Below are 21333 nucleotides of genomic sequence, written 5' to 3'. Positions count from 1 at the left end.
ATTAGTAGTCCATCACATAGGGGTCGAAGGCCGCTCCAGTCGTCAGAGCATCGCGGAAAGCGAGAATGTCATCCTCAATGAGTCCACGCCAAACAGATTCTCCCCCGGTTCGTCGGTTCTTGATCGGGCGAGCCAGCCACGCCTCATAGGCCCGAATGAAGCGAGCTCGACCGTCGGGAGAAATCGACCAGTGGCCTTCTGGGTTCAGCCCAACATGATCGTCGGTAATAACGCGATTATTGACGAGGTAGACCACCAGTCCCTCCACCAGCGGCGCCCTGAACGGCTCGATGAAGTCCCAAGCCAACGGGCATTCGTAATCGCGCGGAGCATGTAGAAATGATATTCCGGGATGCAGACCGTGACGAAGGATCAGTGCCTCAATGTCGCGCGTCAGCGTGGCGGCCGCCATGGACAGCAACATATCCGCAGGTGTCGCTGGCGGATGACGCTCTCGCTTGGAGAGGCTGAAGCCATTGTCCATTGTGCGCCCCAGTGCGGGCCAGAAGATCGCTGTTGCTTCACCTTCAACGCCACGCGCAGCATCTTCGGTCGCAGCCAATTTCAGCTTCAAGGCAATCCGGCCGATTTTCGTAGCGGTTTCTCCGACGGTGACGTCCTTGCGTCGACGATTTAGACGGTGAAGCAATGCGCGTTGATTGCGCATACGCGCGTCGGCAAAGGCACAGGCAAAGTGCAGGCGACGCTTCAAGTCCAGTCTCGCAGCAGATTGGGCCAAGTGCCAGGCGGCATGGCGGGGCGGCGATGCAAGACTACCCAAGGTCTTGCCCGATGACGTGACAAACGCGAGTTCGACATTCCACGCCAACGCGTGGCGGATGGCGTCCGCATCCACGTCTGCGTCCGGGCCGATTTCTATTCTACCGATGCGGCGCGGAACGAGCAGCACCACGATCCTTTCATCTTCAAAGACAGCAAAGGCCTCCCCGCGGACTCCGAGCCGTCGACCAGGGGAAAGCAAGTAGACCGGCCTCAAAACCGGTGCGAGCGAGTGCACTTCACGACCAGCGGGCGTGTCAGGCAACCAGCTTTCCGGCGGCAACGAGTCTCCGCGTTCGATAGAGAGTTGATCCGACGATGGTTGTGAGAAAGTAACCTTGTCTTGAGGAGCTGTTGCTTCTGGATCCTCGTAATCGTCAGGTAACACAACTTGTCGGCCAGCTTTTTGCTCTCCCTCCACTGGCAGGTCCAACAGGGTCAACTCATCGTCGCTCCCGGGCAACACCAGGCTCTTGACAAACAGCTTGCCCAAAAACTGAAAGCCACGATTGAAATCGATCAAGCGGGTCTTTTCGACATTGAGTTCCAGCCCCAGTTCGGACAGGATTTTTCGTAGGCCAGCAAGAGTTCCGCTGGCAATTGCGGCGGAGCGGCACAGCACCACAAAGTCGTCCGCGAAGCGAACAAGTCGCGCCCCGCGCCGCGACAGCTTATCGTCCATGTAATCGAGATAAAGATTGGACAGAATTGGCGAAATGGGTGAGCCTTGCGCCAAGCCTCGGCCATCGGATTCCTGGGCAAGCCAAAGCGCCACCAACCTGGCAATGCGCGGATCAGGTGCAGCATCCTGCAGCCGTTCTATCATCTTGATGTGAGGCACGTTTTCGAAGAAGCGGCGAATGTCGGCATCGATCACGTGCCGAAAACCTTGTCGGTGCAGATCCTGCACACGGCGGACCGCGTCGGCAACGCCACGTCCAGGGCGGTAGGCAAAGCTGTCATCCGAAAAGGTCGGCTCCAACACCGGTTCAAGCAACTGATGCAGTGCACTCTGGACAACTCTGTCTCGTACACAGGGGATGGCCAGCGGCCGCGTACCACCACTGCGCTTGGGTATGGACGTGCGGCGCACAGGGCCTGGCTTGTAGTGGCCATTTGCCAGGTCCTGAGCCAGGCGTTGCAGCGACTCCTCCGCCCGCATGCCGAACTCATGGACACTCACGCCGTCTCCCCCCGGGCCACCAGAGTTGGCAAGCACTTTTGTCCAGCCGAGGTGGAGAGCGTCCAGCGTAGCCAAGCGATCGAAGATTGAATTTTCCACAGGGTATATCCGGAACTGCAAAGTCAAGCGAAATCGGCGTCATCCATGTGGAACTATGCCCTGTATTGGGACCTCTTGACAATGGGCTACAGATGGGGGAGCTTGGGCGCCGAAAACGCGCTCCTGCGCTTAGCAACTGCGCCATACGCTCAGCGATCGTATTCCCGCTTGGGCGCCGAAAACGCGCTCCTGCGCTTAGCAACTCTTGTCGGGTTCTGAGGTATGTTGGGTCAGCTTGGGCGCCGAAAACGCGCTCCTGCGCTTAGCAACTGGTGGCTTCGGTGTTCGAATAGGCCATGCTTGGGCGCTGAAAACGCGCTCCTGCGCTTAGCAACTGAAGGTTTGCGTGGCAATGACAACCCGTGCTTGGGCGCTGAAAACGCGCTCCAGCGCTTAGCAACTCTTCAGATCTTCGTTCATTTTCGATTCCGCTTGGGCGCTGAAAACGCGCTCCTGCGCTTAGCAACCTCTTCGAGGTCGAGGGAGAAAATGGTCTTGGTCATGGTGGGCTTGGGCGCTGAAAACGCGCTCCTGCGCTTAGCAACTTTCTCATAGAAATGGCCGACATTTTCCTTTGGCTTGGGCGCTGAAAACGCGCTCCTGCGCTTAGCAACTGATATTCTCCAGAGTTACCCGCAAAAGGGGAGCTTGGGCGCTGAAAACGCGCTCCTGCGCTTAGCAACCGCCGCATTTGCCGAAAGCATGTTATGCCCGCTTGGGCGCTGAAAACGCGCTCCTGCGCTTAGCAACCAAAATTTTGCAAGATTGTTGTGGACACGTTGGGCTTGGGCGCTGAAAACGCGCTCCTGCGCTTAGCAACCGATTGCTCATGGCGTCCTCCTTTTAAAGTAGCTTGGGCGCTGAAAACGCGCTCCTGCGCTTAGCAACGGCGGCGACGAGCGAAACAACGAACTTCTTCAGCTTGGGCGGCGAAAACGCGCTGCTGCGCTTAGCAACTCCTTAGAGAAGCGAGCGATTCCGTAAAAAGAGTAAGGCTTGGGCGCTGAAAACGCGCTCCTGCGCTTAGCAACAGACATCTAATTCTCCCATATTTGTTGGGGGGGGAAGCTTGGGCGCTGAAAACGCGCTCCTGCGCTTAGCAACTACGGGCTTGAGCCCTCGGCTCCATGTCCGGAGGCTTGGGCGCCGAAAACGCGCTCATGCGCTTAGCAACCTTTCATCTTGGCCCCCTTGGGACACCTGCTTGGGCGCTGGAGACGCGCTCCTGCGCTTGCCTACTTCCGGATATCGAGATCCGTACACGGACAGAGGAATGCCGGAGAGAAGGCTTGACTTTCCGCATACGGGTGCATTCTAATCTTCCTGCAACGGGAGGTGCTGATGTCTGCGTCATCAAAGCCCAAGAAGGACCATAGCGAGAGAAATATCCGCCTGTGGATTGCTCTATTGCTTTCGCTGGCAGCACTGTGTGGCAACGTGCCTGCCTCCATCGTTACCGACGCCCTTGGCGCACTGGCGAGCGACGGACTGGAGAAGGCGCTTTCGGATTGCAATTGGTGGCTGGTCGCGCAGGCCGTCGGGTTCGGCGGCCTGGCTCTGGCATTGTCATATCTCGGACTTAGCCAGTTCGGGCTTTTTGGGGTGCGTGTCCTCGATCAAAGCAGCTCCGTGCGGGTCAATGCCCTGATCATCACGCTTTCCCCGCCAATGCGTGATCATTCAAAGGACAGCGAAAGCGCAGTCGAGGATAACCTCAAGCTCCTGGAAGCAGCGGCCAATGGCAGCAAAAAAGTGTCGACGGGCACGGAGATGGAAGAAGCCACACTGGAAAGTCTAATCGCTCCGATAGCGACGATAGATAGATTGAGCCTAGACAAACTTGCTTGGCAGCAAAGCTGGCGAACAATTGACGACCAACTTGGAGAAGATAGCCATCTTGAACAGATTATACTTATTATTGGCTCATACTACAACAAATCGAAAGAACGTGAGGATGAACTAAAGACATACATAAAACTAACACAGGAGATTGTCAATAAAAGGACTGCGACCCTAGGAAAGAGCGCCATTTCCCTTGATACTAGGACAGTGGACAATGACGATCTTGAATCTATCCAGAAGCTATTCAACCAATTGATCACAAATATATCGACGAACAAAAATAACAGGATTGGCATTGACATTACAGGTGGTGACAGAATCTATGCCTTCGCAGCTGCAACAACAGCGTTGGCCAAGAACGTATACATGTTTTATGTGCGGGGAGGCGAAAATGAAGCACACAAAAAGGAAATAAAAGTTGAGTGCTACGATGTAGCACCAAAGCTTCAGTCCTTTTAAGTCACACTAACACCGCGACAAAGTAGTAAACTCTTTATTCAACACGGCCCGATAAAACGCCCATAGCCAGACTTTGTCTTGGCTCCGATGCCGATATCGCGCAGCCCAGCGACCAGCCAGCCGCCAGCAAGCAGAATATCGCTGGAAACTTCCTCTTCATTTTTAAGCCCAGCGGCGACAGTTGGTACGAGAGTGAATCTCAACCTGCATCCCTTCTCTACCACAGGAAAGTACAAAGGAATGGGGGCGACATCTTCCTTTGGGTAGGTTGCTCCCCCCGTCAGGTACTTGCCAACGTGCGGCGTCATGACATCCGCAACAATCTTTGGCCGCGTAATCGGAATCGCGTCGAGAAAGGCAACCGAGCCAAGAGCGGTTATTCCGGATTTATGAGCTTGACTACCAGCCAATCGCTCCGGTTGTCCAAATATTCTTGTCATGACCTCGCCTAGTTCCGAAGGAACCTCGGTATAGGCGTCACCGCGCAACCACTCATCGGCAAACGACTGAACCATTCCCTTGACAGAAGAGCCGGGAATATAGGGACATCCCAGTGTTGGGTGGAAGAGTAGTCCATTTTCGATTGGATGTGGAATGCCCGTGCCAGTTATCAACCTTGATGACAGTTCCATTGTAAAGGAAATGCCATTTGGGCTCATGGATTGAGCAATGCGCTTTTGCCTATCCACGTAGGCGCGCAAAACAGCCTCCGCGGGGGAACTGTTTTCCGCAATTTTCACGAGCTTCTCGGTCCATTCCTTCTTTTCGAGCTTGAACGTGTTATAGGCCGGCTCGGGTACACCTGTCTTCTTGTTAGGCTTCTCTGGAATTAGTTCTACGAAGTCACAGCCATAGCGTTCCCACCAAAGTCCGGGCTGCGCGCTTTCGGTCATCGCCAGATCGCTGAGAAAAGCGGGAAGAGGTGCCTCGTTGCGTTTCAACACACCACTGCTGCGGTCTTTCCTCATGTCAACAAGGTCATCGAAAAGGCTCATTTGGGATCTTCCTTGACGACAGATTTGGCGTAGAGCTTGAGCTGAGACAAGTAGGATAGCGCTTCCTCGTCTATTGCCCGCCAGAGTGAGATGTCGCTTACCTTGAGCAGTCCCTTAACGACTGACCTGCAGCGCTCTCCATCTCGGTCCCCACGAAGGCTGCGGGCCGCAATTCTTTCAAATACAGGGGCATATTCGAACTCATTGATCAACCAATTGCAGAGGATGCCGGCGGCGGCGAGACCGTCACCTTCCTCAGTCATAAGCAGTGCTTTGAGAAGACCAATGGTGGACACTGTGCCTGCAATGGCATCCACCGCCTGCCGGAAGGGCTTCGTGCACGACTCCCCAACTTGCTGCGCCACGTCGTCCAAGCGCCGAAGATCGTTGTTGCGTGCCATGGTTCACTCCGTCCGCGCCGAGAGCTCCAACCAGCCCTCGCCAACCGTCTCATTCCCGCCGACTTGCAGAAACTTGGGAGCTTCCTTGGAAAACGTCGCAAGGGATTGTTCTTGCGGTGACCGGTCCGCGACTACCATGTATAGAAGAGTTTCGGGTGGCAGGCTTTCCTCGCTCCACAACGCTCCGACCGAAACTGTCTTGGTGTGTGGATCAAGGCGGTTACGCATCCTGACTGGCAATCGGCGGCGTGCGAGGTATCCAAAGAAGGCATCGTTGACAATCACGATGTTCTTATAGTCGAAATCCGCAAGGCCCGCAAAACCGGCCATGGATACAATATCCTCCATTTCTTTGCAGCTGATCTCGGGCTTTGCTGATTTCAGACGATAATCTTCAAGATAGAGTGTGTCGCCAACGAAAAGCGCCCTTTCATCGTCCTGGTCATCCAGCGATATTGGTGTTTCGCTGGCAACATTGGCGACACTCGCAAAAGCAAGGTCGCGCTGCATGCGCCTCAATACATTGGGACATGTCACCCATGCGAAAGCATGGCTCAGTGTGCGCATGGGGAGAAAGGCAAGCCTAGCGTCTCCGATCAGCAACTGCCCTGCACCTTCCTGGCTGCCAAACAGATCTTGCAACATTTCTGAGGTATCGGCTTTCTTGAGCACTTCGCTCCAAGTCAAACCATCTGTTTCGGCCGCCGGCAAGGATTTAGCCTTCTGTATCCGCCAATGATCCCTAAGTGCACCTTTCATTGCCGAGCCTGGCAAAAAGGGGTAACCGGTTGTGACCTCCCTCATGACCGGTAGATCGATCAAGGATCCAGTCTCTCCCGCACCAACATGAATTGAACTCGCGGCTCGCAACCACCAGAAGCGCTGAGACATCAAATCAATTCCTTCTTCACCCGGGACTGCAGTTCCGCAAAGTCTGGCCACTCACCAGCAATGAGCTTTCCAAAGCCCATTGCCCCGAGATCTGCCATACCAACAGGCACATGCTGTGAGGCCACAAAAGCTTCTCTTATGGCGTTGACTTGAGACACGGCGTCGCCATCCATCTTCAGGCAAGAGGCAAACCAAGTCGTCCCGGCTGAGTGGCACTGGACGACCCGCATTTTGCTTTTGCCTACGCTATTCCAGATACCAGTCGGCGTGGGACGCCGTGGCATTACGACCGAGTGGACCCTAAAGTCAGGGAGTATTTCGGCTATGGCGGCGGTCGGAAGCTGCAGCCCCAGTTGACTCGCGGCATGGACCGGCACAGGCGTCATGGCGGTCAAACGAAAGTATATCCGACCTGTCTTTTCGCGCCATGGGCGCATCTCGGGCGTCGAGAACAAAGCGGCGAGGTCAATATTCTTTAAATCAATGCGAGCAAAGCGACCTTTGCCTCCTATCACCGCGATCCGCTCAGCCAGTGTATTCCCTACAAGCTCCAGTGGGTCAGAGACGATCATGGCCAGCCGCATTCTACCATTGCCACGATCTTCGGGGCGCAAGTGTTGCGCTGCAAACAGTTGGCCGTCTGTAGCAGTTCGAGTTGCAGCGGTGACACCGATGCCGATCCGCTGTTCACGATGAAATGCCTCAGAACTCCGCGGCACAAAGAGATTGCGGGGCATCATATCCATCATATGTGCCGCAAAGTCCTTTTCTCGCACCCAATACCCCATGCTAGCCAGGGACTCGTATTTGGATAGGTCCCCTTTCGGATTGATCGCAATTGGGAATGGGAGCAGCTGAGCGTCCGCAAACAGATCAGAGCGGGGAAGCAGAATGCCCAACCTCTGACGGTCAGTAATGTACTTTGCATGCGATATACCCAGAGCGGAGAGGCGCTCTATGCGAGGAGCAATAAGCGTTGCAGGAGCCGGGACAAACAGGTTCCCTGAATCGTCGACTAGAAACGGCCCAACCATTGTGATCTGACCGGACATACTCTCATCGCCTTCGGAAATAAGGCGCAAGCGGGGAGCGAAGTGATCAGATTCGCGAGACTCGTCACCTATCAATGGCGCGAGTATCGACGCAATTGCGCCAGCAAGTGTGGAAGGTGATGGTGGGAAAACAGATCTGGCTTCGGCCAGCCCTTCGTCCATCTGGTCAAATGGCCGCCCATCCCGGAACCAAAGCGTATCGTATGCGTCAAGAGTCAGCAGCTGCTCGCTCATGCGCTTTACTCCAAATCGAGCGCAGGGGCGCGCCAATTCTCAACCAGAAAGCGGAGAATCTTTATACCGGAAGGGGTCAACCGCAACGACGAGTGGGCCTGAGCCGTCTCCCCCGGGTAGTCAATACCCGAAATCTTGATGAGAGCCTCGGTCAGTTCCTCGCGGCGAGAAGGCGACATCGATAGGCAGTGTTTTGCGATGAGCGCGTTAGTCAGTCGACTGGCGAGATTGAACGGTTCTTCGCTCGTCATGCGATAAAGGTCAGGTGGCAGGTCACCGCTTTGGAAGACATCGCGACGTCTGAACATGCCTGCTCTTGCGGCGGCAGGGACTGTGTCGTCGTCGAACAACAACGGCTCAAGACAGGTGGCAAACTCGTGAAGAAACTGGTTGGAGCCCAACTGCGGTGCGTCGTTGAGGGCGGCACGTAAAATCAAGTCGAGGGCCTGATACATGCCTGGAATGAGCGCAACCTGCCAAAATGACGCCCAGTCGGCACGCCTCCCTCCAGCGTCAATAATCTCGATCGCCAACGCGTTGCCGCCGAGGGCGTCTTTTGCCGTGCCATCGAGCAGTGACTTGGCTGAATTCAGGACCCAAGACAGTGGGACCTGTCTGTGGGCAAAAGTAATCGCAACAGAGATCGTCGCTTGGGGATCAAACGCTTTCGTTGCCTCTAAGAAGCTATTTCGCACGTCCAACGCCAGCTGCAGCGCATCCTCTATCGGACACATGGCAATCATTTCATCGGCGCTGGCGTACAGTGTTACGCCGTTGTTTTTAGCGATGGCTCCCACATCGTGATCTAGACCTCCACGTAGCGCCTGAGTGAAGTGGGATAGCCCCTTGCTCAAATCCGGCTTGGAAGCGAGCCTTTCGCCCATCTTGTCGCCATCAGCGACAATGATGGCATAGACCGGAGCGGGACGGCCTATTTTCGGTCCATTGGGGTTGGCAGAGTCAAGAGGCACGGCCGCCAGCATTTCCAGCGCCTTGGAAAGTGCCTTGAACGGCGCTTGATGTTCGGCGTCGCGTATCATGCGCTCAACCGTGTTCGGGAACAGCGATGCTCCATCCACCGGCGCAAGAGGGCAACTTTCCCCGTCCAACGTACTCCCGATAAACAGAGTTCGTTCGGCAACCGCCAGATGCCTGCCGCAGGCCTGAATGGCCTTGGCAACAGCCGCCCCCTGCTTCGGGGCATACTTGTGTACTCGCTCAATCCAGTGAGCGGCAGCAACATAACTTGTCGACGGCCACAGGACAAAGCTCTGTCGACCTTCCTGTGCTTCAACTTGCTCAACCGAGATGGATTTCAGAACCGGCGCCTCTTCCCCCCTTCGCCAAAGCCAGCTGCTAAACCATTTCAAGAGCTTCGTGCGAACGTCAGAGGGGGTCTTCTCGTCATAGATCGCTAGGACACTTGAGGAACGGACAACGGGGACCCACCCAAAAATGCCTTCAAGAGTGCCGTCGGCAAGCAACGGAAACAGGCGCTTGACGAGAGCCGGGGCACTGAGACGCTCTTTGGGGACCAGATCAAGGCACTCGATAGCATTTTCCCGAACGGCTCTGTGTTCGCCATATCTGGCAGCGACCACGGCGGCCCGCACGGCGGTCCAAAATGCGTCCCTGATTTTGCCCTTATCGCGGTTGGTTACATCATCGACGCCGGAGATTTCCTGCCAACCAGGCAGCATGGAACAGAGCGCCCCCAATTGCACATCCGGCATTGCGGCACTATCGGCGCACCAACGCTGCAGCTTCCGAACGGCGAGAGGTGAAGGCCCAGTATCATCCCACTCGCCTTTCGCAACGATAACGGTATAGATCTCCCACATCGGCGTGTGGTCAATCGTACCGATCTGATGCCTGAAGAGTGCACGGGCAGCCTCGTCGACCTCGCCAAGCGTGGAATCGTCAATTTTAGTGTCGAATATGAGAGCCTCGACCGCCTGAGCCAAGGCTACCCAGCACGCGCGCACCTTTCTGGCAGCACGTTGTCCTGCGTCCAGGTCATTCACCTCTACGGAAAAATGGTTCGGAAACGTCCCCAGAAACGGCGTCCCTCCGACAGGAGCTTCACCGCGCTTGCGCCGTACTGCCATGAATGTGGGGTCATTGTCAGGGAGTTTGGGAGACAAAACCCTGGTGGCTGGTGCGCCGTCCAGCGCAGCGGCCAATGCCTCAGCAGAAAGCCAGGACAGGATAAAGGAACCAGCCCATATGTCTCGCGTGCGTCGCGCTTCTGAAATGAAGGCTTGCACCGGGCCAAGATGAAAATGCAACACAAACTCAGCCATTCTCAAGGGCTCCACTTTATTTGAATGGCATGAGTCTCGGCAGAACATTCAACGAGGCTTCCCATGTAATCCATGATATTTTCATGCGCATTTACAAAAGTAGTTGGTAAGTATGTCAGCAGCACTCCAAATACCTCGGCACCGTTGCCGTCGAGATAGGAGAAAATCTTGATGAATAGAGGACTCGGCGCACGCTGATTACCTCGTTGCTCAGCAAAAATATTGTCCGGCGACACGCCGTTGACACCCTTCCCGCTGAGAAAAGATGCAAAGGCTACAGCATCGTCTGCAATAACGTGCAGGGCATCACGCCCTATTTTTGCCTCTTCGGGAAGAAAAAGAACACGTGAAGCTTTGGAAAAAGTGGGTATGTCACTGGTTTTCGCATTTTGGGATACAGCGCTGACCAACGCCTGAAGCTTGGAGACAAGCGTATCTTTCGCAAGAGTCTGTTCGGAAGGTTGGAGCGAACCCAGGCCACGGCGCGAGAGGAGCCCGATCCCCCCAAAGTGGAGCAGATATTCTACCGCGCGAAGAATCTCTGCCCGGGAATCCGGGCCTGCGTTGCTTCTAAACCGGATAGTCAATTCGCCGACTAAGCCGGGCAACAGCCCATTCCGACGGTTTTTTTGCACACCATATCCAAGAAACGACTCCAGATTGCCGCCAGGCTTCCCACGACTGTTTGACTTGAAGCCAAGGAGGCCGTCTTGGCCCTTCCACTCTACCGAGGCGGTAAAGCACCCTGTACCCTGATTACTCTTGTCGTCGCCAGTAGCTGGGCCACCGAAGAGTTGTACTTCCCGATCCAGTAGCTTGTTGGAACTTGTTGACAACGGCGAAGTCGCGCGCCACCAGAACCGTAACAATCCCAAAATACTGCTAAGTCGGAGTTCAGGGCAATTTGCCTCTGCGCCCGACACGAGAGCGTGTGTCGCCAAGACCAACGGAAAGCGCACGGTCCGACCGGACTCGTCATTTGGTTGAGGGATTCTCAGAGAGATCGACACGCACAGCCTCCCGTAATGCGAGCATCGTCATTCGAAAAACGAAGAATAGTCAACCCCTCCAAGGGTGAACCCCTATCCGGGAGCAAGGAGGCTCGTCGTGAGCGCCTAGACTGAAAGAGCTGCCCACCGCCGCCCTGTCCGTTGCTAAGCGCTGAGGTGCGCCATGAGCGCCCAAATCCACGTCATAGACATTCATGGCGATTGGCAGTTGCTAGGCGCTGAGGCGCGCCGTGAGCGCCTAAACCTAAAAGGGAAGCCTCAAGGCTTAACCATTAGTTGCTAAGCGCTGAGGCGCGCCATGAGCGCCTAAACACAGGAGGCATACATGGTTGTGTTTACCCAAGTTGCTAAGCGCTGAGGCGCGCCATGAGCGCCTAAACTTCCTCTCCTGAACCGTAACAGGAGATTCTCTGTTGCTAAGCGCTGAGGCGCGCCATGAGCGCCTAAACAAGGATGAAGTCCTTCACGCATGCCCCGCCGTTGCTAAGCGCTGAGGCGCGCCATGAGCGCCTAAACAAGGATGAAGTCCTTCACGCATGCCCCGCCGTTGCTAAGCGCTGAGGCGCGCCATGAGCGCCTAAACTCCCCTGTCTGCAGCCCTTTGTCAATATGCCCTGCAGGCGAGTTAAATCCACATAGATGCCGCCGATTTCGCTTGACTTACTTGTTCATCGCCTACCCTGTGGAAATTTGACAAACCCTACTCTCCATTGGACTCTTCGCTCGGGCAAGGCGGCTCCCTAGAGGGGCAGGCGCCATGGCAACGCGGGGCGGGCCATCATGACGACGCGATTTGTAACCCGGCATAGCGGTGCAGCAGATTGGCTGCGGCGGCAGGGGATCAGCGCAGAGGTGTTCGGCCATCTTGAGATGACATCCGTGCAGCCGGGTGACGTTGTCATCGGCAATCTGCCCGCCCATTTGGCCGCCGAGATAGCCGTGAAAGGCGGGCGATACATTCACCTGGCGATGACCGTTCCCGAGCATCTGCGAGGGCAGAACCTGAACGCGGATCAAATGGATCAATGCGGTGCGCGGCTTGTGCCGTTGCAAATTGCATTCGACATGCGCCCCGCAGAGGTTGCCACGCCGCGACCGTCGAAGCCGACAGGAACCACGCTGGTCACCCTCCTGGGAACCCCAAAAACCGGAGACTATGAGAAATTCGTCTATCATTTCGGCCCACGACATGCGGAAAGCCGATGGATGCCAGAAGCGCTGATCCGCATGTGTGCGGATACCGACAATGCCATAAGACGGCTGATCATCGTTGGCACGCGCGGGAGCGGCTGGGACCTGCTGGCCCGTATCGCAAAACTGGATGGATCATTGCTGGAATATGACCTGTTTTCGGAGGTTGAGAGCCAAACAGCGTCTGTAGCGAATGTTCACAAGCTTCAAAGCCACCTTGCGAAACATCTTGGCATTGAAGATGTCGTCTTGCTCATCGCGCCATATGCCGATGATCCACAGGCATCCGCTGTGCTGGCTGGGCAAATTGCTTCGGTCTTAAGAAAGGGAGAACAGGTCGTCTTCGACATGACCTTCGGCTTGCGCGACGTAATGTTGACCACGTTCGCCTGCGCCCTCGCACTGGAGCACCTCAACGACATAAGATTGCGCGATGTGATCTACGCCTCCATCAAGGCCCAATCCGGTGGGCAGGCTGACGTCCTTTCCATTGGAGCAGTCAGGGAGATCATCGCGTGGGTTCGGGCCCTTTCTGTACTGGATGCAACTGGCGACATGCGGCCCTTGTCCAAGCTCCTGAAGGACAATACAGAGATCGCCGACCTGATTTCTCGTCAGTATGTCGACGAGAAAATGCTGCGTCCGCGCAGAGCTGCGCAGCGCGCGCACCAGTTGCTGGCAGTTGCGCAACAGAGCCAATCGCCCAGAACCATGCTTTTCCTGAGCGCATTGAAGGAGCGCCTGGACTGGGCCATGAAAGGCGAAAAGATCAGCTGGATACAAGCCGCGCTGGCGCGACGCTCACTGGCGGACGGCGATCTCATGCGCGCGACTGCCCTTGCATTCGAAGCCTGCATTTCAGCCCATATGGAGCAGGAGATTGGGGATGCAGCGCAAGCGGTGGAAGACCCTGGACAGCGCTCTTACTGCCAGGCAGAACTCAACGCGTCTATACGATCGTTGAGGCGATCGGAACGCCGAGAAGAGGACGCAGATTACCTGGTCCTCAAGGGCTTGCGCAATGCCTTGCTCCACGCTTCCCGCGCAACACGGAGCGACATTGTCAGCCTCCTTAACAATCCCGATCAGCTCGCTGGATTGATCGACAAATGCCTCAAGGCTCGGGTTGAGCGGGATTGATCGTTGCGAAACTCTCGAAGCGCGAGCCCCGCAGCCGACAGCGGCGACGGATTGGCACATAAAAATCTGAGTGCCGGGCTGCACTGGCCATGATTGCTTGGAGCGCCAGTTTCAAAGGTCCGGATCTCACCGCGATTGCAAACTCATCCCGCTCCAAACCAATCGCGGCGGCCAGTTGCCCAGCCGCCGTATTTGACTACTCCCACTTGCTGGTCCCTTACAGATGGCGCAAGTCAGCCGTCAACCCCGCAGCCAGGAGTGCCACAGGATGATCCACGTCGATCTCCGCAAGCTAGCTCTGAAGGAGCTGCAGTTTCAGGCCATATTCCTCGATCGTATAAGCAGGAGCCGCGGCAGCCTCGGCGAGGGCTCGCGCTTCGGACCCGACGAGCGCGTACATCTCTGCGTCGGTCTTTGAAAGATCGGCGTCGAACGCGTCGGCGCGAAGACGAAGGTAGCGGGTGTAGGCGGCCATGAAATTATGGCTCGGTGGTTCTGCGTTAACAGAGTTAGCGTAAGAACTGATGGGCGGCAAAGTGCCGGAATGCATTTCAATCGTCATGTCGTATCCTGTCGCAATCAGGGTTGATGTGGCGTAGGCTGTCGTTGGTGCGTCAACACTGGCGACAGCCGCCTATTGCTTCGACCGAATGGGCGAAGTTGCTGACTGAGGCTGCTACCTCAAGGTAGGCGAATATATCCTATGACAAAAGTCTTTATGAGGCGCCGGCTAAATTGCTCGGATTTTATCCATCAACGATTTCGACGAATATTTTCTCTGTTCAATTTTGATTGTTTGCCGCCGAATCCCATAAAATCGTATCAGAAGGCTCCGATCTCAGCGATCATTACTTTTAGTTAGATCATCCCCTCCAACAACACGTCCATCCATCTTATCGTTCAGCCACAGATGCATCGAACTACCTGGCTCTCTATACTTCCCCAAGTCGCGACCGGACTTGCCATCGCTCCCAGCCAAAGGATTGTCGGGATTGCTCCGTCAAATAGCGTGGTGCGACTTCACTCAAGCCCCGAGCAATTGCCTCCAAAGCGGGACTGCTTGGTGTTTGGCGCCGTGTCTTTGGCCGGCGCAGATAGCCGCCTGTAGCCTCGATTCGGGGATCGTGAGAAGGAAGCAGGCGGGCCACCAAACAAGCCAGCCCCACTTTCAGGCCGAGCTCCTGAAAAGCCGTTGCGCAACAAATTCTTAACTATATTTTCCGACGAGAACCGGCTTCCATGGCGTCGCTCTGGCTACCAGGCCCAGAACCCCGCCGTGCAGCCCGCCCGCCAAACGCAGTTGGTATAAACTTGGTATAAAGCCAGCTCCGGCGCCTATGCAGCACCGCATCACACTCAGCTAAGTCATTGAAAGAAGTGGTACAGCTGGCTGGGCTTGAACCAGCGACCTTCGGAGCCACAATCCGACGCTCTAGCCAACTGAGCTACAGCTGCACAACGGCGCGGAACCTAGTTCGATAGCCGCATCAATGCAAGCCCCCCGAGCGCATTTTTTGCGGTCGGGGTGAAATCGATGGAAAATGCTGAATTTTCTGGGAAATTCAGCGGGATGGGCCGTCATTGCGGCAGCAGGCAACCTCGCCTCGCCTCAGAGAGCTGCCATGCAGTCGTGCGGGGAACGGTGCGCCGCGCAAGCAAAAGCCGCCCGACGGGGAGAGCCCCGGGGCGGCCTGATACCGAGGGTCATTGAAAATGACCTCGGTATCCCGCTTTCGAATGTCTCATGCCCTGGAGGCAGATGAGACATTCGAAACATCTTCAATGAGCCGATGCGTCAGCATCTTGGCAAATTGGTATGACGTCATTCTTCGGGATCGACCAGCGTCAGGCGGCCTTGAAGTCCTTGAACAGCTTCTCGAAGGCGTCCTTCACCGGGGCGGAGGTGTCGGTCGCCACCTTGGTGGCCAGTTCGTGGAACTCCTTGACCTGGGCGGAAGCGGTTTCGAACTGGGCGCGGGCGAAAGCCGTCTGCAGCTCGATCACCTCGGCGAAGGACTTCACCGACAAAACGTCGTGGACGAACTGGAAGGAGGCGTCGACATTGGCCTTGGCGTTCTCGAGCACCTTGCCGTTCAGGGCGCTGACGCCGCTGCGGGTGGTGGCGATCTGCTCTTCGATCACGTCGGTAGCCTCTTCAGCCGCAGTGCGCAGCTTGTCATAGGCATCCTTGACCTGCTTGGCCGACTTCTCGGCGGCGTCGCGGATCATCTCGGGCATTTCAAAGCCACCGATCGCAAAGGCGTCGATCGTCTCGCCCTTGCCGGCGGGCTTGCGGGAGGCCTTCGGGGCGGCCTTGGTTTCGGTGGTGGTGGTCTTGATTTCGTCGGTCATGGCATCCCTCCTGCGACATCGCCCGGCGCCTCACGAGGCGGATGGATCGATGCCTGTTTCTTGGTCGGTCAAACGGCTGGAGGCGAATACGGACAGCGCCAGGAAGCCGGGGATGGACGCCGCACCCTCTGGGGGCGGCTTCCGGATCGAAGGGGGACGCAGAAACCTGCCACCGCTCCGATCTTCTGCGATCCTGTCTACACGAGTTTATGCTGCATTGCAACATAAATGCTGCAATGCGACAAATGCACAGGCGCGACCGGTTGTCCCCTGGGGAAAGGCTCAGCTCTCGAACGGCTTGGTCAGCCCCTGCATGGTGCGGACGGCCTGATCGCCGATCTGGCGGGTCTGGCGGCCGAGCCGCTCCATCTGCTGTTCGATGAAGGCCTTCTGCAGCGCCAGCGCGTCTTCCGGGCTGCGTGCCCGGGCGAGGCTTTCGACGAGAGAGAAGGCAGCCTCTGCCGACTGCGAGGCGAAGTCGACGCTGTCGCGCGCCACCTCACGCAGGCGATCCTGCACTTCGGAGGCGTTTTCCTCGATGCCGCCCAAGGTCTTGCGCGTGGCGGCAAGCGCCTCGTCAAAGGCCTTGCGGGCCTGGTCGACAGACTGCGTTGCTGCCTGCTTGAACATGTCCGCCGCCTGGGCGGCGCTTTCGGGCGGCACGAATTTGTCGACCATGGCAGTCTCCTCGCGTCCGGGATGTGGCAGGCACCAGCATCGGCGCCCCTGCCGAACGATGACAGTTCATCACGACTTGTTGAGGGACGCAATTAAACTTAATTCTGTCGGGGCCATTAAGGTTATCTGCAAGTGATCGGCCTTGTCAGCACATCCGGGATGGCCTCAGGGCCGTTGCCATACTATTAACATAACCTTGACGGAACATGCCGACCTCTGGCCAAATTTACCAAGAATTGGCCCGACCATTTCGTCGTGGCAATGGAGGGCGGGCAATCGCAGTTTGGACGTGGGAGTGATCGGCATGGCCGATGAACTGGAACTGTTTGTCGCAGCAGCTAGCGAGCCGGCCTTCGCTGCGCTGATCGGAGACGCGCGACCCGTTCTGGCCTTTGACCGCTCCGGCACCTCGCTCCTGTGGACCAATGCCGCCGGTGCCGCCTATTTCAGCCTCCGCTCTCCCGCCGAAGTGCTGGCGCGCCGCTTTGCGCCCGATCACCCTGCCGTACGCCGCATTGCCAGCCTCGCCGTCAGTCTGGGGTCGGGCGACGAGCGCGTCGAACGCATTGCGCTGCCGCGCGGCTTGATGCCCAAGCCTGTGGTCTGCAAGGCGCGCCGGCTGCAGATCGGTGCCAATCGCTCCGTGCTGCTGCTGGTGGCCGATGGCTCGGGCCAGATCAGCGGCGATCCCGTTGCCGCCTATGCGGCCTTCTGCGGCGCGGCAAGGCCGGCCACCGCGGTGCCAACCCCGATTGAACCTGCCCCGGTCGCTGTGCTGCCCGCGACGCCTGTCGAACCGGCCCCGGTAGTAACGCTGCCCGCGGCGCCCGTTGCCCCGGTCGTCGCCCCCCTTGCCACCGCCCCTGCCGAGGTGCAGCCGGTGCAGGACCTGCTGCCGAGCGGCGACGAGGTTCTGGCCGTCACAGCCCATCCCGAGGACGCGATCGCCTTCACCGCCGAGCCGGATCTGCCGGTCAGCGACGACGTGGACGTGACCTACGCCCCGCCGATCGTCATCCCGGCAATCCCCGCGGCGGAAGCGGTGGAACCTGCGCCTCAGGCCGAGGGCCTCACCGTGTCGTCGGCAATCTCCGAAATGGACACAGCCGCCGCGTCGTCCGACCTTGCGCCCGCCGCAATCGAAGCGCCGGTGGAGCCGATCGCCGACGAGGCGGATCTGGAGACCGCGCCGGTTGCCGCAGCCCCCGATCAGACCGAGACGGAGCTTGTCGCGCCCGAAGTCACCCTGACCGAAGTGACCGACGCCCCCGTCGAGGCGAGCATTGCGGAGACCGTCGCCGCGCTTCCGTCGGAGGGCAGCGCTGAAGCACCGTCGGACGTGCCGGAAGCCGTCGTACCGGAAGCCATCGCGCCTGAAATCCATTCTCCGGTCGAGAGCGCCACCGAGATCGTGGACGCAGCGCCCGCCTTCGCCGCCCCCGAGGCGCTTCCCGAAGACGCTGAGACCGCACAGTCAGACGCCGTCATCGAACCGGTTGCAGCCGAGATCGAGGCCGCGCCCGCCGTCACGACCTTCGCCTTCCCGGACCATGGCCGGCCGGTGCGTTTTGTGTTCGAGCTGGATTCCAGCCTCGCCTTCTCCTTCGTCTCGGCCGATTTTGCCACCACCGTCGGCCCGCTGTCCGGCGATCTTGCCGGCACGGCCTGGACCGATCTCGCTACCCGCTACGCGCTCGATCCGCGCAACCGCGTGGCTCAGGCGCTGGAGCGGCGCGACACCTTCACCGGCCTTACCGTTGACTGGCCGGTTCAGGACGCGGACATGCGCGTGCCGATCGATCTAGCTGGCATGCCGGTGTTCGGTCGGGACCGTCGCTTCAGCGGCTATCGCGGCTTCGGCGTGATCAAGACCGGCGCTGCCTTCACCGCCCCGATGCTGGTGGCCACCGCCGCCGTGCCGGCAAGCGAAACGGTGGAAGCCCAGCCGGAAGAGACGGCAGCCGAGCCAGTCACCGCGCCCATCGCGAACCTCGTCGAGGCCGCACCTGATACCGTTGCCCCTGTGGCGGCGCCGGAGATCGCCGCTCTGGCCGCCGTTGCGGTTGCGGAAGTGGTGGCGGCCGTCGAGCCGGCTCCTGAACCTGCCGCCGCCGAAGTCCCGGCCGTCGTGGAAGCCGATGTCGCGCCGGTCGACGAGCGTCCGGTCGCAGAACCGATCGAGACCTCAGCCGATGTGGCCGTACCGGAAGGTGCGGAGTTCGTCAGTGATGCGGCGCCCGCCGACGCGCCCGTCGCCGACATGGAGAGTGACCTGCCTCTCGCCGCACCGGTCACGGAAAGCGTGGCTGCGGTCGAGACCGTCATCGAGCCTCTGGCCCCGTCTGCCGAAGTTCCGCCGGACGCCGGCGAGACTGTCGATGTCGCGCCGGTCGTCATCGCGGACGACGCCCCGGCTGCCCTTGCCGCGCTGGATCCGTCTCCGGCGGAAGCGCTGCCCGGCCTGTTGCCGGAAGAGCCCGCCGTCCTCGGCGACGCTGCGTCCGTCGCCCCCGAGACGGCACCGGTTGCAGAGGATGAGGCGCCGGTTGAAGACCTCGCCGCGCCCGCCGATGTCGCCCCGTCGATTGACGCCGAAGCGGTCGAGGCCGCGCCGGTCGTTGCCGCCACTCCTGTGGAAGAAGCCATCACGCTGGCGTCCGGCGACGGCGAAGTGCGCCTTGGCGACGAACCCGTCGCGGCCGCCGACGACGCAGCGGTGGCCGAGCTGCCGCCAGCGCCTGTCGAAGACGCCCAGCCGGTCCTCGCCGATGAACCGCTGCCGCCTGCCGGCAACGACGACGCCTTTGCCGTCGACACCGCCGAGCCCATCGTCATCGCGCCGATCGACGACACTGCCGCCATGCTCGGCCCCGACGACAGCACGCGCACCATTTCCGAACATCTCGACGAACTCGAGCGCCTGATCACCGTCGAGGAGACTCTGGCGGCGACGCGCGAGCAGGATATCGACTGGACGGCCCAGACGGAAACCACGGCGGAAGTCATCCCCGTGCCGATCGTTCCCCGCCCGATTCCGCGCGAGGACTCCGGTCGCTTGTCCAAGACCGATCGCGAAGCCTTCGATCGCATCGCCGAGGCGCTGTCGGAAGCCTTCGAGGCCCGTGGCGGACGCAGCGGCACGCCGGCCGAAGCGCCGGCACGCTCGCTCCTCACGCGTCCGAACGAGCCGGCATCGCAGGTCCAGCCCGAGCCGGTGGCAACGCCCGCCCCGGTCGCCAAGCCGGATGCAGCGGCCACGCTTGACTTCACGCTGATCGACAAGCTGCCGCTGCCGCTGGCCATCCTCAAGCATGGCGACTTCGTCCATGCCAACCGCGCCTTCCTCGATCTCGCCGCCTATGCGAACCTTGAGGAGATGAACGCCGCCGGCGGCTTTGCCTCGGTGTTCGAGGGCACGGCCCTGCCGCGCGAATCCACCATTCCGGCCATCCGCCGCAAGGATGGTGTGGAAGTGCCGGTCACGGCGCGTCTGCATTCCATCCCCTTCGGCGCTTCGGTCGCCTCCATGCTGGTGGTGCAGGAGACGGCCCAGACCACCAGCCGCGAGCGCCTGCAACTTGCCGAGCAGCGCGTCGAGGATCTCGAGGGCATTCTGGACACCGCCACCGACGGCGTGCTGGTGCTCGACCAGAAGGGCATCGTCATCGGCGCCAACCGCTCGGCGGAAGCGCTGTTCGGGCTTGAGCGCTCGCATATGGTGGGCCTCAGCTTCGTCGACCTCCTGGCCCCCGAAAGCCACCGCAGCGCGCTCGACTATCTCGACGGCCTCAGCCGCAATGGCCTGTCGTCCGTGCTCAACGATGGGCGCGAGGTGATCGGCAAGGTGGTCAGCGGTGGCCTGGTGCCGCTGTTCATGACCATCGGCCGGGTGTCGCTCACCAAGTTCTGTGCGGTCCTGCGTGACATCACCCAGTGGAAGCGTGCCGAAGAAGAGCTGACCTCGGCCAAGAAGGCGGCGGAGAACGCCAGTTCGCAGAAGTCGGACTTCCTCGCCAAGATGAGCCACGAGATCCGCACGCCGCTCAATGCCATCATCGGCTTCTCCGAGGTGATGATGGAAGAGCGCTTCGGCCCCGTGGGCTCGGATCGATACAAGGAATATCTGCGCGACATCCACATGTCCGGCAGCCACATCATGAGCCTGGTCAACGATCTTCTGGATCTCTCCAAGATCGAGGCGGGCAAGCTGGAACTGAGCTTCGAGGCGGTGGGGCTCAACGAGGTGATCCGTGAGTGCGCCGCGCTGATGCAGCCGCAGGCCAATCGCGAACGGATCATCATCCGCACTTCGCTGTCCTCCTCGCTGCCGCCGGTGGTGGCCGACAATCGCAGCCTGCGGCAGATCGTGCTCAACCTTCTGTCCAATGCGGTCAAGTTCAACACGGCCGGCGGTCAGGTGATCGTCTCCACGCTCTACGAGGAGAGCGGCGAGGTGGTTCTGCGCGTGCGCGACACCGGCCATGGCATGAGCGAGGGCGACATCGAGAAGGCGCTCGAACCCTTCCGCCAGCTGCAGACCACCCGCACCGGCCAGGGCACCGGGCTCGGCCTGCCGCTGACCAAGGCGCTGGTCGAAGCCAACCGGGCGGCCTTCCGCATCGACTCGACACCGGGCCAGGGCACACTGGTGCAGATCACCTTCCCCTCGACGCGCGTGCTGGCGGAATAATACCGAGTGTCATTGAAAATGACTCTCGGTATC

The 21333-nt window shown here is 58.9% G+C and carries 13 protein-coding genes, 1 tRNA gene and 2 CRISPR repeat arrays; of the genes, 3 read left to right on the top strand and 11 right to left on the bottom strand.

All coding sequences use genetic code 11. The features are described from left to right. Position 1 precedes the first annotated feature (1 nt). On the bottom strand, positions 2 to 2062 hold the full coding sequence (gene cas1, locus L2I41_RS03745; protein ID WP_237152170.1) for a CRISPR-associated endonuclease Cas1: 2061 nt from the start codon (positions 2060 to 2062) through the stop codon (positions 2 to 4). A gap of 100 nt (positions 2063 to 2162) precedes the next feature. Continuing rightward, positions 2163 to 3301: direct repeats of the CRISPR family, unit length 37 nt; unit sequence GCTTGGGCGCTGAAAACGCGCTCCTGCGCTTAGCAAC. Between the two features lie 102 nt (positions 3302 to 3403). On the opposite strand from cas1, the gene L2I41_RS03740 reads away from it, so the two are divergent. Continuing rightward, complete coding sequence (locus L2I41_RS03740) at positions 3404 to 4363, top strand: hypothetical protein (protein WP_237152169.1); 960 nt, start codon at positions 3404 to 3406, stop codon at positions 4361 to 4363. Positions 4364 to 4401: 38 nt separating this feature from the next. Here L2I41_RS03740 and cmr6 read toward each other — a convergent pair whose 3' ends face one another. The 6 genes from cmr6 to L2I41_RS03710 are packed head-to-tail and all read right to left on the bottom strand — an operon-like array spanning position 4402 to position 11249. After that, a complete protein-coding gene (gene cmr6, locus L2I41_RS03735) occupies positions 4402 to 5358 on the bottom strand; it encodes a type III-B CRISPR module RAMP protein Cmr6 (protein WP_237152168.1) in 957 nt (318 codons plus the stop codon). Then, entirely contained in the window at positions 5355 to 5759 is a 405-nt protein-coding gene (locus L2I41_RS03730) for a hypothetical protein (protein WP_237152167.1), read from the bottom strand. The genes cmr6 and L2I41_RS03730 overlap by 4 nt, the downstream gene beginning before the upstream one ends. 3 nt (positions 5760 to 5762) lie before the next feature. Further along, complete coding sequence (gene cmr4 / locus L2I41_RS03725) at positions 5763 to 6650, bottom strand: type III-B CRISPR module RAMP protein Cmr4 (protein ID WP_237152166.1); 888 nt, start codon at positions 6648 to 6650, stop codon at positions 5763 to 5765. Beyond that, positions 6650 to 7936, bottom strand: coding sequence for a type III-B CRISPR module-associated Cmr3 family protein (locus tag L2I41_RS03720; protein WP_237152165.1), 1287 nt, complete (start codon positions 7934 to 7936; stop codon positions 6650 to 6652). The genes cmr4 and L2I41_RS03720 overlap by 1 nt, the downstream gene beginning before the upstream one ends. 5 nt (positions 7937 to 7941) lie before the next feature. After that, on the bottom strand, positions 7942 to 10239 hold the full coding sequence (locus L2I41_RS03715) for a Cas10/Cmr2 second palm domain-containing protein (RefSeq protein ID WP_237152164.1): 2298 nt from the start codon (positions 10237 to 10239) through the stop codon (positions 7942 to 7944). A 2-nt stretch (positions 10240 to 10241) separates the two neighbouring features. After that, positions 10242 to 11249: an RAMP superfamily CRISPR-associated protein gene (locus L2I41_RS03710; protein ID WP_237152163.1), complete on the bottom strand. Its 1008-nt coding sequence runs from the start codon at positions 11247 to 11249 to the stop codon at positions 10242 to 10244. A gap of 140 nt (positions 11250 to 11389) precedes the next feature. Next, positions 11390 to 11832: direct repeats of the CRISPR family, unit length 37 nt; unit sequence GTTGCTAAGCGCTGAGGCGCGCCATGAGCGCCTAAAC. A 197-nt stretch (positions 11833 to 12029) separates the two neighbouring features. Between L2I41_RS03710 and csx16 the strand changes: the two genes are divergently transcribed. Then, positions 12030 to 13580 carry a CRISPR-associated protein Csx16 gene (gene csx16, locus L2I41_RS03705; protein WP_237152162.1) on the top strand — a complete coding sequence of 517 codons (1551 nt, stop codon included), beginning with the start codon at positions 12030 to 12032 and terminating at the stop codon, positions 13578 to 13580. Positions 13581 to 13872: 292 nt separating this feature from the next. On the opposite strand, the gene L2I41_RS03700 is transcribed toward csx16, so the two are convergent. The 4 genes from L2I41_RS03700 to L2I41_RS03685 all read right to left on the bottom strand — a co-directional run bounded on the left by L2I41_RS03700 (position 13873) and on the right by L2I41_RS03685 (position 16610). Further along, the gene (locus L2I41_RS03700) at positions 13873 to 14142 is read right to left on the bottom strand and encodes a hypothetical protein (RefSeq protein ID WP_237152161.1); all 270 of its coding nucleotides are present in this window, start codon (positions 14140 to 14142) and stop codon (positions 13873 to 13875) included. Between the two features lie 816 nt (positions 14143 to 14958). Next, positions 14959 to 15035 (bottom strand) — tRNA-His (locus L2I41_RS03695). Positions 15036 to 15425: 390 nt separating this feature from the next. Then, positions 15426 to 15932, bottom strand: coding sequence for a phasin (locus L2I41_RS03690; protein WP_237152160.1), 507 nt, complete (start codon positions 15930 to 15932; stop codon positions 15426 to 15428). Between the two features lie 282 nt (positions 15933 to 16214). Continuing rightward, a complete protein-coding gene (locus L2I41_RS03685) occupies positions 16215 to 16610 on the bottom strand; it encodes a phasin family protein (RefSeq protein ID WP_237152159.1) in 396 nt (131 codons plus the stop codon). Between the two features lie 304 nt (positions 16611 to 16914). Between L2I41_RS03685 and L2I41_RS03680 the strand changes: the two genes are divergently transcribed. Continuing rightward, positions 16915 to 21300 carry a PAS domain-containing sensor histidine kinase gene (locus tag L2I41_RS03680; RefSeq protein WP_237152158.1) on the top strand — a complete coding sequence of 1462 codons (4386 nt, stop codon included), beginning with the start codon at positions 16915 to 16917 and terminating at the stop codon, positions 21298 to 21300. Positions 21301 to 21333 lie beyond the last annotated feature (33 nt).

The organism is Oryzibacter oryziterrae (assembly GCF_021864535.1).
Taxonomy (GTDB): Bacteria; Pseudomonadota; Alphaproteobacteria; order Rhizobiales; family Pleomorphomonadaceae; genus Pleomorphomonas; species Pleomorphomonas oryziterrae.
The sequence above is the reverse complement of the archived record's forward strand: the minus strand, read 5'-3'. Positions and strand labels throughout refer to the sequence as shown.